11 protein-coding genes and 1 pseudogene are annotated in these 14,933 nt (G+C 60.8%); 11 read left to right on the forward strand and 1 reads right to left on the reverse strand.

Features of this window, described 5'->3' with window-relative positions; translation table 11 throughout:
* Window positions 1-12 precede the first annotated feature (12 nt).
* The gene (locus MTP16_RS06025; RefSeq protein WP_243516776.1) at window positions 13-714 is read right to left on the reverse strand and encodes a ComF family protein; all 702 of its coding nucleotides are present in this window, start codon (window positions 712-714) and stop codon (window positions 13-15) included.
* A gap of 246 nt (window positions 715-960) precedes the next feature.
* Here MTP16_RS06025 and MTP16_RS06030 point away from each other — a divergent pair, with 246 nt between their 5' ends.
* The 11 genes and pseudogenes from MTP16_RS06030 to mnmG all read left to right on the forward strand — a co-directional run bounded on the left by MTP16_RS06030 (window position 961) and on the right by mnmG (window position 14,894).
* Window positions 961-1,380, forward strand: coding sequence for a carboxymuconolactone decarboxylase family protein (locus MTP16_RS06030; RefSeq protein WP_243516778.1), 420 nt, complete (start codon window positions 961-963; stop codon window positions 1,378-1,380).
* Window positions 1,377-1,763 carry a hypothetical protein gene (locus tag MTP16_RS06035; protein ID WP_243516780.1) on the forward strand — a complete coding sequence of 129 codons (387 nt, stop codon included), beginning with the start codon at window positions 1,377-1,379 and terminating at the stop codon, window positions 1,761-1,763. Before MTP16_RS06030 ends, MTP16_RS06035 begins: the two co-directional genes overlap by 4 nt.
* Window positions 1,764-2,031: 268 nt before the next feature.
* Window positions 2,032-3,045, forward strand: coding sequence for an ABC transporter transmembrane domain-containing protein (locus MTP16_RS06040; protein WP_243516782.1), 1,014 nt, complete (start codon window positions 2,032-2,034; stop codon window positions 3,043-3,045).
* Entirely contained in the window at window positions 3,038-4,408 is a 1,371-nt protein-coding gene (locus tag MTP16_RS06045) for an HlyD family secretion protein (RefSeq protein ID WP_243516784.1), read from the forward strand. The genes MTP16_RS06040 and MTP16_RS06045 overlap by 8 nt, the downstream gene beginning before the upstream one ends.
* Before the next feature lie 67 nt (window positions 4,409-4,475).
* Window positions 4,476-6,023: a TolC family protein gene (locus MTP16_RS06050; protein ID WP_243516787.1), complete on the forward strand. Its 1,548-nt coding sequence runs from the start codon at window positions 4,476-4,478 to the stop codon at window positions 6,021-6,023.
* Between the two features lie 189 nt (window positions 6,024-6,212).
* Entirely contained in the window at window positions 6,213-6,983 is a 771-nt protein-coding gene (locus MTP16_RS06055) for an exodeoxyribonuclease III (RefSeq protein WP_243516789.1), read from the forward strand.
* A 565-nt stretch (window positions 6,984-7,548) separates the two neighbouring features.
* Window positions 7,549-8,649, forward strand: a pseudogene (locus MTP16_RS26075) (DUF4175 family protein); the annotation flags it as partial.
* Between the two features lie 2,194 nt (window positions 8,650-10,843).
* Window positions 10,844-11,290: an ATP-binding protein gene (locus MTP16_RS06065; protein WP_243516793.1), complete on the forward strand. Its 447-nt coding sequence runs from the start codon at window positions 10,844-10,846 to the stop codon at window positions 11,288-11,290.
* 117 nt (window positions 11,291-11,407) lie between these two features.
* Entirely contained in the window at window positions 11,408-11,905 is a 498-nt protein-coding gene (gene ybeY / locus MTP16_RS06070; protein WP_317244092.1) for an rRNA maturation RNase YbeY, read from the forward strand.
* A 175-nt stretch (window positions 11,906-12,080) separates the two neighbouring features.
* The gene (locus MTP16_RS06075; protein WP_243516795.1) at window positions 12,081-12,812 is read left to right on the forward strand and encodes a GNAT family N-acetyltransferase; all 732 of its coding nucleotides are present in this window, start codon (window positions 12,081-12,083) and stop codon (window positions 12,810-12,812) included.
* A gap of 213 nt (window positions 12,813-13,025) precedes the next feature.
* Window positions 13,026-14,894 (forward strand): tRNA uridine-5-carboxymethylaminomethyl(34) synthesis enzyme MnmG, encoded by a 1,869-nt coding sequence (mnmG, locus tag MTP16_RS06080; protein WP_243516797.1) that lies wholly within the window; start codon window positions 13,026-13,028, stop codon window positions 14,892-14,894.
* Window positions 14,895-14,933: the final 39 nt, after the last annotated feature.

Consider the following 14,933-nt stretch of genomic DNA (forward strand, 5'->3'; position numbering starts at 1 on the left):
GGCTTACTGGTTTTAGCGGTCGGCGCAGGCAATGGTGGCAATGCTCACCTCGGCCGCGCCAGCCGCCAGCAGCACCGCGCCGCAGGCTTCGAGGGTGGCGCCGGTGGTGAGCACATCATCGACCACGAGGACGCGCTTGCCCAATACGGTCAATGGGTTTTCCACTTCAAAAACTGTAGCTACGTTTTCCCAGCGCTGAGCGCGGTTCTTTTTGGTTTGCGTTTTAGTATTGGTGGTACGGCGCATGGCGGTGGGAGTGGCAGGCAGCTGCATGCCCTCGGCCAGACCGGTAGCGAAGGCGGCGGCTTGATTGTAGCCGCGCTTGGCTAGTTTCTTGGGGTGCAGGGGCACGGGGATGATGAAGTCAAAATCGGCGGCGATTCCGGCGGCGTGCAGCTCGGCGCCGTAGAGCTGGCCAAGGGCGGTGCCCACGTCGCGCTGGCCCTGGTACTTGAGTTCGTGAAGCAGGTGCTGCACCCGGCCGTGGCGCACGAAGCGCAGGTAGCTTAAGGCGTGGCGGATGGGCAGCTTGCCCCAGAAGCGGCGGCCCAGCGGGTTTTGGTCGGGCGGCAGGCGGTGGTAGTCGGTGTAGGGCAGCTCGGCCCGGCAACCGGTGCAGAGGTGGTTTTCGCCCGTCATCAGCGGCTCCTGGCAGGCCAGGCACAGGCGCGGATAGATGAGGCCCACGAAATCATCCCACAGGGTGAGGAGCATGGCAGAAGGGAGGACGAGGTTTTGGGGAGTAATTTTGGGAAAGCAATGTAATGGGTTGTTTGCTAATGCGCTCAACCAGAACGGTCATGCCGAGCGTAGCCGCGGCCGCTCGCTCGCTCCATCAGGCTCCGCTCTCCTGGGGAGAGGGGCCGGGGGTGAGGTTTCTCGTCAAACGGAGCGGTAAAGATGCTTCGACTTCGCTCAGCATGACCGTTCTTTTTTCTTCAGTCTTTCTTCCCCGATAAAATGTCTCTAGTAACCGAATTCAACGAATACCGCCAGCGGATGAACGCCACCATTATGGCGGCCGACAACAAAGTCATCAAGCGGTTTTTCAACCTCGACACCAACACCTACGCGGCCGGCGCGCTCGACGTGAAAACCAAGGAAATGCTGGGCCTGGCCTGCTCCATGGTGCTGCGCTGCGACGACTGCATCAAGTACCACGTGGGCAAATGCTTCGAGGAAAAGCTCACCGACGAGGAGATTTACGAGGTGTTTGCCATTGCCAACATCATCGGCGGCAGCATTGTGATTCCGCACTTCCGCCGCGCGGTGGAGTACTGGGAAATCCTGAAATCGGAAGCGGGCAATGGGGCGCGGGATGCCGAGCAAGTCGACCTCGCCGCCCACAAAGCCGCTCACGACGGCCAGCCCATTGTATGAGCGAGGACCTGAACCACGGCGGCCCCGCCGAGCACCCCGAGGCCGAAGCCGATTTTGACGCCCGCTGGGAAACGCTGATGCAGGAGATGGAAGCCCGCTTCGGCAAGCGGCCCGATTTGAACGCGCTGCTGCTGCTCATCGGCATTCAGGAGCTGAACCAGGGCCTTACCACTTTCACCAAGGAGCAGAAGCAGGACCTGATGCACATTGCCACCTGCCGCCTGTTCAGCCTGAGCGGGCATTACGAGCAGACGCACGTGGATGCCGACGGCTGGCCGCACTACAAGCTGCTGCGCCCGGTGCCGTTTGCCAATCTCAAGGAGCAGGAACGCATGCTGAAGTGGCACATCTTGGAGTATTTCAACACCAATTACATGGAGTAGCCTGGCATGGCGAAGCACTTGCCTGCCATGCTGCCTACCGATTTCGAAACCAGTTTCAAAGGCCGCCCCGCACCGTTTGCAGGGCGGCCTTCTTCATGGTTCTTTGTCCGATAAGCAGGAAATTAAAACAAAATTAATCCCTAATTAAAAGGGGGTTAATTCGCACTAAGTGTTGTAACAAAGCTGGGAATCCGGGCATTTAAGTCCTGAATTTTGCGGTGCATTTCCTGCGCGGCTATTTATTCAGTTACCATTTTACCGTTTATCAATGGGTTCATACGCTAGTACTTTGCCACCGCCCACGCCCTGGCAACGCCTAACGCGGATGCTCGACACCGAGCGCAAAACGATTCGTCACATCATCTGGTACGCCGTGGTGGCGGGCCTCGTCAGCTTGTCGTTGCCGCTGGGCACGCAGGCGGTGTTTAATCTGGTTTCGACCGGGGCCGTATTTGGCTCCACCTACCTGCTCATTGCTGTGGTGGTGGGCGGCGTGTTGCTGGCCAGCATCCTGCTCATTGGGCAGCTCACGATGGTCGAAGCCATCGAGCAACGCCTGTTCGCGAAGGCGGCCATCGAGTTTGCCTACCGCCTGCCGCGCATCAAGCCTGAAGCCTTGGAAGGCCAGAACCCGCAGGAGCTGGTGAACCGCTTTTTCGACGTGCTGACGGTGCAGAAAGGGTTGACCAAGCTGCTGATTGACCTGATGTTTGCGGGCATGCAGATTCTGTTTGGGGCGTTGGTGCTGGCGTTTTACCACCCCATCTTCATCGCGTTGGGGCTGTTCACCATCATTGCCCTCGTCCTCATTTACGCCCTGAACTACCAGCGCGCCCTGCGCACCAGCATTGCCGAATCGGCCTATAAGTACGAGCTGGTGGACTGGCTGGAGCAGGTGGCCGGCCGCCTGCCCGAGGTCCGCGCCGAGCGCACGCAGAACGACGAGGCCCTCATCCGTACCGACGAGCTGACGTCGAGCTACCTGCACGCGCGCAATTCGCACTTTCAGGTGCTGAAAACTTACTACGCCTACGCCACGGCTTTGCGCACCATCCTCACGGCCGGCCTGCTGATTGCGGGCACGCTGTTCGTGGTGTCGCGCCAGATGACGCTGGGCCAGTTCGTGGCCGCCGAGGTACTCATTGTGCAAATCAGCGCTTCCATTGAGAAGCTGATGACGGGCGTGAGCACCATTTTCGATATTCTGACCGGGGTGGAAAAAATGGCGGCCGTGACCGACCTGCCCCTCGACCCCCACCACGCCGACATCGCCCATGCTTAATCTCTCGAACCAACACGTAGCCGAGTGGGTATGGGAAAAAATACCCCGCAAATCGCGCCCCGAGCTGCTGCGCATTAACGGCAGCAAGCGGATGGGCCGCATCCTGCTGGTGGTGGCCGTCCTGTTTATCGTTGCCTTGTTTCTGCCCTGGCGGCAGACGATTTCGGGCACGGGCACGCTCACGGCCCTCACGCCCCAGGACCGGCCCCAGACCGTGCAAAACCAGATTGCTGGTCGCATCGAGCATTGGAACGTGCGCGAGGGCCAGTTTGTGCACAAGGGCGACACGCTGCTCACCGTGTCGGAAATCAAGGACGAATACTTTGACCCCAACCTGCCCGAGCGCCTGCGCGAGCAGCTGGCCGCCAAAGTGGCCAACGTGGCCGCCTACGGCGCCAAAATAGCCGCCACCGACCAGCAGATTGCCGCCCTTGGCACCACGCTGCAGGTGCAGCTCGAATCGGCCCGCAACAAGGTGGAGCAGGCCGAGAACTACCTCAACATCGACCGCGCCGACCAGGTGGCGGCCAACAACTACTACGAAACCACCCGCGCCCGGCTGGCCCGCTACGAGGAAGGCTACAAAAACGGCCTCTTTTCACTTACCGACATTGAAACCCGCCGCCTCAAGCTGCAGGAAGACCTGGCCAAGGTGACAGCCGCCCGCAACAAAGTGGCCAGCAGCCAGCAGGCCCTGGCCAACGCCCGCATCGAACTCAGCAACCTGCGCGCCAAGTACGCCCAGGACCTGGCCAAGGCCCAGTCGGACCGCAGCTCGGCTGTGTCGAGCCGCGCCAGCTCGGAAGGGGAGGTGGCCACCACGCGCAATAAAATTGCCAACGTGGACGTGCGCCGCGGCCTCTACGTAGTGCGCGCGCCCCAAACGGGCTACGTGGTGCGGGCCCTCAAGGCCGGCATTGGCGAGACCATTAAGGAAGGCGAATCCATTGCCACGCTGCAGCCCGAGGCGCCGCTGCTGGCCGCCGAAATCTACGTGCGGGCCATGGACGTGCCGCTCATTCAGCGCGGGCGGCAGGTGCGGCTGCAGTTTGATGGCTGGCCCGCCATTCAGTTTTCGGGCTGGCCCTCGGCGGCGGTGGGCACATTCGGCGGCTTCGTGTCGGTGATTGACGTGGTGAGCAGCGGCGGCGGCAAATACCGCCTGCTGGTGCGCCCGGCGCAGCCCCAGGAAGGCGACAAGCCGTGGCCACGGCAATTGCGCCTGGGCTCGGGCGTGCAGGGCTGGGTGATTCTGGATTCGGTGCCGGTGTGGTACGAAATCTGGCGGCAGCTCAACGGTTTCCCGCCCACCCTGGCCGCTGAGCCCGATGAAGCACCGGTGAAAGGTGACAAGGGCAAATAAGAACGATGTAGAGGTAGGGAAGCCCTGCCCCTACATCGTTCTGTTAACATGAACTTTGTAAATCAAGATGTTATCCGTCGTATCTAAAAAGTTATTTTCTTTCCACCTTAGCCGCCACTGGCCGCTGCTTGGGCTGCTGTTTGCCTTTCTGGGCCGCCCTGCCCAGGCCCAGGACCCCAACCTGCCCACCCGCCGCTCCGGCCTGGAGAAGGCACCGCTGCAAACCACGCAGCTCAATATTATTCGTCCCGGCGATACGGCCAAGGTATTTTCGCTGCAAGACCTGGCCGATTTGGTATTTGCCAACCACCCCATTGTGAAGCAGGCCGACCTGCTTTCGGACGAGGCCCGCAGCCAGGTGCTGCAGGCCCGCGGCGGCTTCGACCCCAAGCTGGGCTCCGATTTCCACCGCAAGCAGTTCGGCGGCACCGACTACTACAACAACTGGGGCAACGAGCTGAAAGTCCCCCTCTGGCCCGGTGGCATCGACCTGAAAGCCAGCTACGACCGGTATGTGGGCACCTACGTGAACCCCGAAGGCCGCACCCCCGTGAGCGGCCTGGCCGGCGTGGGCCTCTCCGTGCCCATCGGAGCGGGGCTGCTGATTGACGCCCGCCGCAGCACCCTTCGCCAGGCCAAAGCCATGCAGAACGCTGCCGAGGCCGACCGCGTGAAGCAAATCAACGAGGTGTGGCTACAAGCCGTGAAAGACTACTGGACCTGGTACTACTCGGTGCAGCAATCCGCCCTTATCCAAGAAGGCGTGGCCCTGGCCGACCGCCGCTTTCAGGGCACCGCCCGCCGCGCCCAGATTGGCGACCAGGCCCCCATCGACTCCGTGGAAGCCCAAATCACGGTGCAGGACCGTCAGGTGCAGGCCGCGCAGCTCGACGTAGACCTGCTGAACGCCCGCCTCGTGCTCTCCAACCACCTCTGGAACAAAGACGGCCAACCCGTTGAACTGCCCACCTACGCCGTGCCCCAAAGCCCCGTGCTGGACACCGTAAGCCGCGCCGAACTGCAGCGCCTCACCGATTTTGCCGCCGCCCAGCACCCCACGCTTCGCAAGCTGGAAGCCAAGCTTAGCCAGCTTAGTATTGAGGAGCGGTACCGCCGCGAGATGCTCAAGCCCAAGGTCAACCTGAGCGGCGTGCTACTCAGCCAGGGCGATTTTTACCGCTCGGAAGTGCCTTCCTACTACAATTTTGGGATGGACAACTACAAGGTGGGCGTCGATTTTTCTTTCCCGCTGTTTCTGCGGGCCGAGCGCGGCAAGCTGCAATACACCCGCATTCAGGTGAAGGAAACCACCCTGGAGCGCCAGCAGAGCCAGCGCACCATCGTGACGCGGGTGAACTCCGTGTACAACACCCTGCGGGCCTATGAGAACCAGCTCGCCCTGCAGGCCCAAACCATTGCCAACCAGCGCCTGCTGCTGCAAGCCGAACTGCAGAAATTCGAGCTGGGCGAAAGCACCATTTTCCTCATCAACGCCCGCGAAACCAAGCTCATCGACTTGCGCATTAAGCAAGAAAGCCTGCGAGCCAACTACGAGAAGTCGCGCGCCGAGCTGTACTACTACGCCGGCACCCGGTCGGTGGACGCGGGGCGTTAGCAGGTTCAAAGAGGGTTGAAAGAACGTCATGCCGAGCGCAGCCGGCGCATCTCGCTTGTGGTAGTAATTCAATCGTCGCAACGATACTGATTACTTCGGCACACGAGATGCCTCGGCTGCGCTTGGCATGACGTTCTTTTTGCGGTCGATTAATTTCGCACGACAGCTCATCCATTCGCTTTATCACAAATGAAAATCGTTTCCTATAATGTCAACGGCCTGCGCTCAGCCCTAAGCAAAGGCCTGCTGGACTGGGTAGCCGAGGCAGTTCCCGACGTGCTCTGCCTCCAGGAAATCAAGGCCGGCCGCGAAGCCATGGACGTGTCGGGCTTCGAGAAGCTGGGCTACGAAGCCTACCTGCACCCGGCCCAAAAACCGGGCTACAGCGGCGTGGCCACCTTCACGAAAGTGACGCCGAAGGCCGTGGTGCACGGCTGCGGGCAGAGCTGCTATGACGACGAAGGCCGGGTGCTGAGGCTCGATTTCGAGGACGTTTCGGTGCTGAACACCTACATGCCTTCAGGCACGAGCGGACCGGAGCGGCAGGCTTTCAAGGTGGAATGGCTGCACTTTTTCCGTCGCTACGTGGCCCAGCTGCGGGCCGGGGGCAGCACGCCGCCACTGCTCATCGGCGGGGATTTCAACTGCTGCCAGACGCCCATCGACCTGCACAACCCCAAAGCCAACCAAAACAGCCCCGGCTACACGCCCGAGGAGCGGCAGTGGTTCCAGGATTTCCTGAACGACGGGCTGGTAGACACCTTCCGCCACCACCACGGTGAGGCCACCGGCCACTACTCCTGGTGGAGCTACCGGGCCGGCTCGCGCAAGCGCAACGTGGGCTGGCGCCTCGACCACTGGCTGGCCGATGCCGCCTTGCAACCACGCCTCACCGGCGCGGGTCTGTTGCCCGATGTGGTGCATTCGGACCATTGCCCGGCCTGGGTGGAGGTAATGTAGCGTGGACTCTGCGAGTCCGCGCATGCGTGAGCAACGACCGGACGATGCGCTGACTCGCAGAGTCCACGCTACATCGAACCAAGCGCCCCATCCTGATGTATCTTTCCCGACTAAGACCTGATTTATGGCGGTGATGATAGAGCAAGGCGCGACGGCAGCCGAGTACCCCGCGCTGGCGCGGGTGCGGACGGAGCTGGAGGCCTTCAAGCGCAAATTTTACTTAAACCTGCTGGTGCGGGGCGGGCTGGTAGCTGGCGGCCTGCTGCTGAGCTTTTTTGTGGTATTCAACGGCCTCGAATACTTCCTGTACCTGCCCACGACGGTGCGGGCCGGGCTGCTGTTCGGCTTTATCGGCCTCACCATCTACAGCTTCATTCGCTGGATTTGGACGCCGCTGGCCGCCCTCACCAACCTGCGCCGCCTGCTGAGCGACGAACAGGCCGCCCGCCGGGTAGGGGAGTTGTTCCCCGAAGTGCAGGACCGCCTGCTGAACGCCCTGCAGTTGCAAGGCCAGGCCCGCGACAACGCCCTCATCGCCGCCAGCCTGGAGCAGCGCGCCGCCCAGATGGGCGACATTTCCTTTGCCAAAGGCATCGACATTCAGCAGCAGAGCAAGCCGCTGTGGAAATACGCCGCCATTCCGGCCGCCGTGTTGCTGTTGCTGCTAGCGTTTTACCCGAGATTTCTGGTGCAGGGCACCGAGCGCATCTGGCACTACAAGCGGGCGTATTCGCCGCCGGCGCCGTTTCAGTTTCTGATTAAAAACCCCAAGCTAACGGCCTTCAAGGGCGAAGATTTTACGCTGGACGTGGGCGTAGCGGGTCAGGCCCTACCGGCCGACGTGAGCATTGCCTTCGACGAAGGCGAGCGGAAGCTGAGCAAGGTGGCGGGCCGGGGCGACCAGTTCCGCTACACCTTCGAGCAGCCGCAGGGCGACGTGACCTTCCAGCTGAAGGGCGCCGGGTTTGCCTCGCCCGAGTACCAGCTCACGGTGCTCGAACGTCCCAATCTGCGCGACTTCAAAGTCAACATCACCTACCCGGCTTACACCGGCAAGTCGGCCGAAACCATCGAAAACGGTGGCAACCTGACGGTGCCCGAAGGCAGCACGGTGCGCTGGGAGTTTGCCACGGCCGCTACCGACGAGTTGGCCCTGGTGTTCCAGAACCCCGATGAAACGCTGGCCGCTAGCGGCGACGACGGCACCTTCACCGCCACGCGGCGCATCATGCGCTCGCAGCCCTACCTACTGCGCCTGAAAAACCCGGCCAGCCTCAACCGCGACCCCATTTCCTACCAGCTCACGGCCGTGCCCGATTTGGCCCCCACGCTCACGCTGGAAGCCTTTGCCGACACCGTGACGCGGCGCTACCTGGCGCTGGGCGGCACTGTGCGCGACGACTATGGCCTGACGCGTTTGTCGCTGCACTACGCCCTGCGCCGCGCTGGCCAGGGCCCTAACGCGGCGCCCGCCCGCCAGGGCAGCACCGCGCTGGGCCTGCCCCGCGAAAGCTCCGGCACCTACGCCTACACCTGGAACCTAAACCCGCTGAACCTGCAGCCCGGCGACCGCCTCGAATACTACGTGGAGGCCTGGGACAACGACGGCGTGCACGGCCCCAAGGCCACCCGCACCCGCCCGGCTGAATTCCGCCTGCCCAGCCGCCGCGAGCTGAAACAGGAAATGCAGGCCCAGGCCCAATCGGTGGCCAGCCAGATGAGCCAGGCCGCCAAGCAAAGCGAGAAGCTGGAGCGCGAGCTGGCCAAAACCCAGGACAAGCTCAAAACCAAGCGCGACCTGAGCTTCCAGGACCGCAAGCAGCTGGAAAACATGCTGGACCAGAAGAACCAGATGAACCAGCAGATGGAGCAGATGCAGAAGATGTTTGAGCAACTGCAGCAGAAGCAGGACCAGGCCAACCCCAAAAGCGAGGAGCTGGCCAAGAAAGCCGAGGAGCTGAAAAAGCTGATGGCCGACCTGCTCGACCCCGAAACCAAGAAACTCTACGACAAGCTGAAAAAGCTGCTGGAAGAGCAGAAGCAGCCCGACGCCGAGATGCAAAAGTTGCTCCAGCAGCTCGAAAACAAGGAAAACACCCTGCAAAAGGAGTTAGACCGCGCCCTCGAAATGTTCAAGCAGATGCAGCTGGAACAGAAGGCCGAAGAAACCGCCAACAAGCTGGAAGAGCTGGCCAAAGACGAGGAAAAGCTGGCCGAGAAAACCGCCCAGAACGACAAGGACAACCCCGACAACAAGCTCTCGAACCAGGAGCAAAAGGCCAAGCAGGAGCAGCTGAAGCAGGAGCAGGCCGAAAACCAGAAGGAGTTCGAAGACCTGAAAAAGGACCTGCAGGACCTCAAGCAGATGGACAAGGAGCTCGACAACCAGAACGGTATGGACGAGCAGAAGCCCGAGCAGGAGCAGACCGACCAAGACATGCAGGAAAGCCAGCAGCAACTCGGCAAAAACCAGAACTCCAAGGCCTCGGCCAAGCAGAAAAGCGCCGCCCAACGCATGAAGAAGATGGCGCAGAAAATGCGCGACCAGATGAGCGAGGAAGAGAGCGACCAGGCCCAGCAGAACATCGACGACCTGCGCGACATCCTCGAAAACCTCCTCACGCTAAGCTTCGACCAGGAAAACCTGATGAAGGATTTCCGCAAGGTCGACCAGTCCGACCCGCGCTTTGTGCAGTTGGGCCAGACCCAGCGCAAGCTGCGCGACGACGCCAAAATCATTCAGGACTCGCTTTACGCGCTAGCTAAGAAGGAGCCCAAAATTCAGAGCTTCGTGACGCGCGAAGTGGGCGAGATGAACGGCCGCATGGACGAGTCGCTCACCCACATCCAGCAGCGCGACCTGGGCCGTGCCACCGCCACCGAGCAGCAGGCCATGACCAGCATGAACAACCTGGCCCTAATGCTGCAAAACTCGCTGCAGCAGATGCAGCAGGAGCAGCAGGCCGGCAAAGGCAACCCCCAGCCCGGCGACGGCAAGCCTGGCAAAGGCAAGAAAAAAGGCAAAGGGCAGGGCCAGGGGCAGGGCAGCAAGCCGGGCCCCGGCAGTATGGGCAAGATGCAGCAGCAGCTCAACGAGCAGATTCAGAAGCTCTCGCAGAGTGGAAAATCGGGCCGGGCCATGAGCGAAGAGCTAGCCAAGCTGGCCGCTCAGCAACAGATGCTGCGCCAGGCCATGCAGCAGCTCGATAAGCTGCAACAGGGCCAGGGCAAGCCCGGCGGCGCGCAGCAGGGCCAGGGTGGCCAGGGCGGGCAAGGCCAGCCCGGCCAGGGCCAGAGCAAGGACGGCAAAGACGGCAAGGAAGGCGGCGACCCCACCGGTAAGGATGGCAAAGGAAAAGGCGACCAGGGCATGGGCGGCACCGGCGAGCTCAAGAAAATGATGGAGCAAACCGAAACCGACCTCGTGAACAAGCGCCTCACCGAAGAAACCATCTTGCGCCAGCAGCAAATCCTCACCCGCCTGTTGGAAGTGGAAAAATCGGCCCGTGAGCGCGACCAGGACACCAAGCGCGAAGCCCAGGCGGCTCAGTATAAACCCCCGGTTTTTCCGCCGGCTTTTGATAAATACAAGGGCACCAAGGAACGCCAGACCGAATTACTACGTAGTACCTCCCCGAACCTCACCCCGTACTATCAGCGCGAAGTGGGCGAATATTTCCAAAAAATCAAGTAGCCGCGCGGTCCAATCCATCCAAAACGGCCGCTATTTCGTTAACTGTTTAGCACTCTGCCGAAACCTAGTGGCGGTGCCCGACATAAATTCTTGTGGCGCTTTGCCATTTAAAAGACTATTTTTGCCGCCCGCATAACTTGCCGCCGCCCTTCCTACAAACCGCCTTATGAAGCAGGTAAAAATTCAGATTCCGTCGCTCGTCGAGAATATCCGCGTGGTCGAAAGTTTCATCGATAACTCCAAGGATACCTTTCAAATTGAGGACGATATCTACGGCAATATCATGGTGGCCGTGACCGAAGCGGTGAACAACGCCATTCGCCACGGCAACAAATTCGACAAGGACAAGAACGTGTACCTGTCGCTGTACGTGGAGCCCCAGCAGCTTAAATTCGAAATCGAAGACGAGGGCACGGGCTTTAATTACGACAACCTCGACGACCCCACGGCGCCCGAAAACCTGGAAAACCCCGGGGGCCGCGGCATATTTCTCATCCGCCACCTGGCCGATGATGTGGAGTTCAGCAAGGAAGGCCGCCGCGTGCTGCTCACGTTCCAGCTGGCTCCCGCGCCCGCCGACGAAGCCGCCCCCGCCGACCACATCGCCGCCTAAAGCGGATTTTAAGTAGTCGGTACTAGGTAGTCAGTAGTCAGACAGAAATGTTCTATGCATTGACTGCTCCCATAGTCCGATTACTGACTACCTAATACTGAATACTGACTCAATCACATGATGAGCACCCCGCCGATGGGCCCGCCCCACCACGAGTCGTTCCCCCCCGGCGAGCTCCACCACGAGGCCCCCGGCATCGAGTTCATGGTGGAAGACGTGCCCGAGTTCGAGCTGTCGGACGCCGAAGAGCTGATTGGCTGGATTGAGCGCGTGGCGCGGGTGCACGAGCACCGCATTGTGCAGCTCACCTACATCTTCTGCTCCGATGACTACCTGCACCGGCTCAACGTGGAGTACCTCGACCACGACACGCTGACCGACGTCATCACCTTCGACAACTCCGATGACGCCGATATTCTCGAAGGCGACATCTTTATCAGCGTGGAGCGCGTGCGTGAGAATGCCCAAGACCTCGGCATCAGCTTCCGCGATGAGTTGCACCGCGTCATGATTCACGGCGTGCTGCACCTGCTCGGCTACCACGACAAAGACCTGCTGAGCCAGACGGCCATGCGCAAAAAGGAAGACGACTGCCTGTCGCTCCGCACTTTTTAGCGCGGCCTTTGTTGCTTCTGAAACGACCCGACGCCCGCTTTTAGCGGGCGTTTGGCATGAATGGCTGTAGAGACGCATACTTGCGTCTCGTTGTCTGGACCGTTGACAAGTCTAAGGCGCCTCCGTTTAACGACGAGACGCAAGTATGCGTCTCTACCTCGCCTTTTTGTTCTTTATGTCTGCTTCTCCTTCCAGCCTTCCCATCATTCGGGGTGATGCGCTGGATTTCTATCTGGCTCAAGGTTACTACCGCATGCAGCAGGAGCTGTTCACCTGCCACTTCGTGCCCTTTGGCAAGCGGCTTTATACCGCCCATTGGCTGCGCCTGGACCTCAGTCGCATAGCTTGGGGCCCGGAGCAGCGCCGGCTGCTGCGTCGCAACGCTCGGTTTACAGCTACCGTTGGCTTGTTCCACCTCACCGAAGAGTACGAGGAATTATACGCCCGCTACCGCGCCGCCATCAATTTCGACGCCGCGCCTACTGTGGAAGCCGTACTGCTCGGCGGCGAGCCCCACAACGCCTTCAACACCCAAGTCATCGAGCTGCGCGACGGCGGCCGCCTGATAGCCGCCGGCATCTTCGACCGGGGCGAACGGACGCTGGCCGGCATCCTCAATTTCTACGACCCCGACTACCGCCAATTCAGCCTCGGCAAGTACCTGTTGCTGCTGAAAACCGACCATGCCCGCCACTTGAGGCTCGATTATTACTACCCCGGCTACTTGGTGCACGGCTACCCGAAATTCGATTACAAGCTTTTCGCCTGCCCAGCGGCCACCGAGGTTTTCGACAACGTGCGCGGTTACTGGCTACCCTTTTCCTGGGAAACCGTCAATGCCCATTCGGCTGAACTGCTGGCCGAATGGCTCCCCGAGGATTTGCAGGGTATGGTCGATAACGGCTAAGCTGCTTTGCGCAATCTACGTTTTGAACCCGTAAGTCATTTCCTCTGAAACTGCTTGCGGGTTTTTGATTTTGTATTTTTGTAGCTGCGACGCCCGCGAACATTTTTTCGCGCTGGATTTCGCCAAGTTGAAATCAAGTTTCGCAAAGCTTGGTTTTAGCTTCTATCGCCTTGGCGAGACTTACATTTTTATCCTCGTGAGACTCCGCGCTCTATGTTTCAGCAAGAAGAATACGACGTCATTGTAGTAGGCGCAGGCCATGCCGGCTGCGAAGCCGCCGCCGCGGCCGCCAACCTCGGCTCGAAAGTGCTGCTGGTGACGATGAACATGAACACCATCGCCCAGATGTCGTGCAACCCCGCCATGGGCGGCGTGGCCAAGGGCCAGATTGTGCGCGAAATCGACGCGCTGGGCGGCCAGTCGGGCATCATCACCGACCAGACCATGATTCAGTTTCGGATGCTGAACCGCTCAAAAGGCCCCGCCATGTGGAGCCCACGCGCGCAAAGCGACCGCATGCGCTTCGCCGAAGCCTGGCGCCTGACCCTGGAAGGCATTGCCAACGTGGACTTCTGGCAGGAAGCCGTAACGGGCCTCGTGGTAGAAAACGGCACGGCCGTGGGTGTGAAAACCCAGCTCGGCATTGAGTTCCGCGGCAAGTCGGTGGTGCTGACAAATGGCACCTTCCTGAACGGCCTTATCCACATCGGCGAGAAAAACTTCGGCGGCGGCCGGGCGGCGGAGAAGGGCAGCCGCGGCATCACTGAGCAGTTGGTGGAGTTGGGCTTCGAATCGGGCCGCATGAAAACCGGCACCCCGCCCCGCGTGGACGGCCGCAGCCTCGACTACTCCAAAATGGAAGCGCAGGGCGGCGACGAGGTGCCCAGCAAATTCTCCTACCTCGACACGCCGCGCCTCACGCAGCAGCGCCCCTGCTACATCACCTACACCAACGAGCGGGTGCACGACATCCTGCGCGAGGGGTTCGAGAAGTCGCCCATGTTCCAGGGCCGCATCAAGGGCCTGGGGCCGCGCTACTGTCCCAGCGTGGAGGACAAAATCAACCGCTTCGCCGACAAGGACCGGCACCAGATTTTCGTGGAGCCCGAGGGCTGGAGCACGGTGGAATGTTACATCAACGGCTTCAGCAGCTCGCTGCCCGAGGACGTGCAGTACCGCGCCCTGCGCGAAATTGCGGGCTTCGAGAACGCCAAGATGTTCCGCCCCGGCTACGCCATCGAGTACGATTTTTTCCCGCCTACCCAGCTTTCGCTCACGCTCGAAACCAAGCTGATTGCCGGCCTCTATTTCGCGGGCCAGATTAACGGCACTACGGGCTACGAGGAAGCCGCCTGCCAGGGCCTGATGGCCGGCATCAACGCGCACAACAAAGTGCACGGCAAGGCTCCCTTTGTACTCAAAAGGAGCGAGGCTTACATCGGGGTGCTTATCGACGACCTAGTGAACAAAGGCACCGATGAGCCCTACCGTATGTTCACGAGCCGCGCCGAGCACCGCATTCTGCTGCGCCAGGACAATGCCGACCTGCGCCTGACGCCGCTGGGCCACGAGTTGGGCTTGGCCTCGGACGAGCGTCTGGAGCGCGTGCGCCTGAAGGAAGCCCAGACGGTTGAAATCGGCTTGCTGTTCCAGAAATTCGCCATCGAGCCGGCCGAAATCAATCCGCTCATGGTAGAGTTGGGCTCGGCTGAAATCCACGAAAAAACCCGCGCCGTGAACCTGCTGCGCCGCCCCAACGTGGAGCTTAAGGACCTGCGCCGCGCCCTGCCCGCGCTGGACGAAGCCCTGGCCGCTTACGACGCCGAGGCGTTGGAGCAAGCCATTATCAACATCAAGTACGAAACCTATTTGGTGAAGGAGCAGCAGCAGGCCGAGCGCATGCAGGAGCTGGAAAACTTCGTGATTCAGGGTCGGCTCGACTACCGCGCCATGCCCGCCCTCTCGCACGAGGCCCGCGAAAAGCTGCTGCGCATCCAGCCCGAAACCATCGGGCAGGCTTCGCGCATCAGCGGCATCTCACCGGCCGACGTGTCGGTGCTGATGGTGTACCTTGGCCGATAAATGTTGAATTTTGAGGGTTGAATGTTGAGTTGGCTTTGG

It is taken from the genome of Hymenobacter monticola, from assembly GCF_022811645.1.
GTDB classification, from domain to species: Bacteria; Bacteroidota; Bacteroidia; order Cytophagales; family Hymenobacteraceae; genus Hymenobacter; species Hymenobacter monticola.

Bases quoted from the DNA above. Each gene is read 5' to 3' on its own strand.
- MTP16_RS06045 (WP_243516784.1), top strand. From the start codon at position 3,038: ATGCTTAATCTCTCGAACCAACACGTAGCCGAGTGGGTATGGGAAAAA.
- mnmG (WP_243516797.1), top strand. From the start codon at position 13,026: ATGTTTCAGCAAGAAGAATACGACGTCATTGTAGTAGGCGCAGGCCAT.
- MTP16_RS06025 (WP_243516776.1), bottom strand. From the start codon at position 714: ATGCTCCTCACCCTGTGGGATGATTTCGTGGGCCTCATCTATCCGCGC.
- MTP16_RS06065 (WP_243516793.1), top strand. From the start codon at position 10,844: ATGAAGCAGGTAAAAATTCAGATTCCGTCGCTCGTCGAGAATATCCGC.
- ybeY (WP_317244092.1), top strand. From the start codon at position 11,408: ATGATGAGCACCCCGCCGATGGGCCCGCCCCACCACGAGTCGTTCCCC.
- MTP16_RS06055 (WP_243516789.1), top strand. From the start codon at position 6,213: ATGAAAATCGTTTCCTATAATGTCAACGGCCTGCGCTCAGCCCTAAGC.
- MTP16_RS06035 (WP_243516780.1), top strand. From the start codon at position 1,377: ATGAGCGAGGACCTGAACCACGGCGGCCCCGCCGAGCACCCCGAGGCC.
- MTP16_RS06075 (WP_243516795.1), top strand. From the start codon at position 12,081: ATGTCTGCTTCTCCTTCCAGCCTTCCCATCATTCGGGGTGATGCGCTG.
- MTP16_RS06040 (WP_243516782.1), top strand. From the start codon at position 2,032: ATGGGTTCATACGCTAGTACTTTGCCACCGCCCACGCCCTGGCAACGC.
- MTP16_RS06050 (WP_243516787.1), top strand. From the start codon at position 4,476: ATGTTATCCGTCGTATCTAAAAAGTTATTTTCTTTCCACCTTAGCCGC.
- MTP16_RS06030 (WP_243516778.1), top strand. From the start codon at position 961: ATGTCTCTAGTAACCGAATTCAACGAATACCGCCAGCGGATGAACGCC.